Source organism: Acidovorax delafieldii 2AN (assembly GCF_000175235.1).
In the GTDB taxonomy this organism is placed as follows: Bacteria; Pseudomonadota; Gammaproteobacteria; order Burkholderiales; family Burkholderiaceae_C; genus Acidovorax; species Acidovorax delafieldii_B.
The window spans coordinates 1-1,389 of record NZ_ACQT01000489.1; the positions used below are offsets into that span (position 1 = coordinate 1).

The following is a 1,389-nucleotide window of genomic DNA, read 5'->3' on the forward strand; positions in this document are numbered from 1 at the left end:
CCAGGTGAGGGTGGTGCTGGGCAGCATGATGCCCACCATGCTCAGCAGCATGCCCAGGGTGCCGCTGGCCCAGCCGGCAGGCCCCGTGCCGCCGGCGTTGATGCCCACGTTCCAGCCCAGCAGCGCGATGAACAGCACGTTGGGTCCGGGCGCGGCCTGCGCAATGGCGATCGAAGCGTTGAACTGCAGATCGGTCAGCCAGCCCTGGCGTTCCACCAGGAACCGGTGCATGTCGGGCGCCGTGGCGATGGCGCCCCCCACCGCCAGCAGCGACAGCGACAGGTAGTACAGGAACAGGTTCAGCCAGTCGACGGGCTGCAAGGTGATGGCCAATGTGTTCATGGCGTCTTCCTGTGGCGGTACGGCGTGGTGCAGAGGGCGGGGCAGGGCTGTGCGCGGCTCATGGCGCAATCCTTCGCCAGGTCAGCACGCACGCTGCGCCGCCCAGCGCGGGCAGCACCCAGGCCAGCGGCCACCGCAGCAGGGCCATGCCTCCGAAGGTGAGGCCGGCCAGCACGATGCAAGGCCAGAGCCCCAGGGGGTGCTTGCGCAGCGCTGCTGCCAGCTTGAAGCCCATGCCGGCGATCAACCCGGCGGCCACGGCGCCCATGCCGCGCAGCGCACCCGCCACGGCGGGGTGGCTGGCGAACTGTGCATAGACCACCGCCAGCACCAGCACCAGCAGCAGCGGAAAGATGAGCATCCCGGCCAGGGCCGCCATGGCGCCGCGCAGGCCGAAATAGCGATCGCCGATCATGATCGAGAGGTTGACCACATTGGGGCCCGGCATGATCTGGGCCACGGCCCAGTCTTCCACGAATTCCTCGTTGGTCAGCCAGCGTTTCTTTTCCACCAGTTCGCGCTGCACCACGGCCAGCACGCCGCCAAAACCTTGCAGCGCCAGCCAGGTGAACGACCAGAACAGGTCGCCCGTGTTGCGGGGCCGGGGCTGCGCTTCACCGCAGGCTTCAGTGGGGACGGGGTTGGGCGAGGGTGAGGACATGAAAAATGATGAAACAGGGCCGTGGCGCAATCACCGTCAGCGCAGGCAGCTATGAAAACAGGAGTTTATCGGGTGCGCGCCCACCACGCTGGCAGCGTGCAGGAATGGTACGCCGCCGTCACGGGCGGGCGTAGCGGCGTCGGCATCGTGAACGGCGATAGGGGCATCACGCTTGTTGATGGCTGGGTGGACAGCGGCTGGGCGCAGGGGCCCGCCGCGGCACTACGATAGCCGCTGGCCCGCCGTTCGGCCAAAACCGTGCGGCGCTGGCCGGTGCGGGGCCACCACGCCGCAGCCCCGGACACCACCCATCACAGGCGAGGAGACACACATGAAACTGGTTCGTTATGGTCAGCCCGGCGCAGAGTGCGCAGGGGTGGTGGATG

3 protein-coding genes are annotated in these 1,389 nt (G+C 68.1%); 1 reads left to right on the forward strand and 2 read right to left on the reverse strand.

What is annotated here, in order from left to right:
- Together ACDELDRAFT_RS22485 and ACDELDRAFT_RS22490 are read right to left on the reverse strand one after the other, a co-directional pair.
- On the reverse strand, positions 1-342 hold a 342-nt coding region (locus tag ACDELDRAFT_RS22485), incomplete at its 3' end, for a chromate transporter (protein WP_005801210.1).
- A 58-nt stretch (positions 343-400) separates the two neighbouring features.
- Positions 401-1,003: a chromate transporter gene (locus tag ACDELDRAFT_RS22490; protein ID WP_005801212.1), complete on the reverse strand. Its 603-nt coding sequence runs from the start codon at positions 1,001-1,003 to the stop codon at positions 401-403.
- Between the two features lie 51 nt (positions 1,004-1,054).
- Here ACDELDRAFT_RS22490 and ACDELDRAFT_RS25260 point away from each other — a divergent pair, with 51 nt between their 5' ends.
- On the forward strand, positions 1,055-1,234 hold the full coding sequence (locus ACDELDRAFT_RS25260) for a hypothetical protein (RefSeq protein ID WP_157764964.1): 180 nt from the start codon (positions 1,055-1,057) through the stop codon (positions 1,232-1,234).
- Positions 1,235-1,389 lie beyond the last annotated feature (155 nt).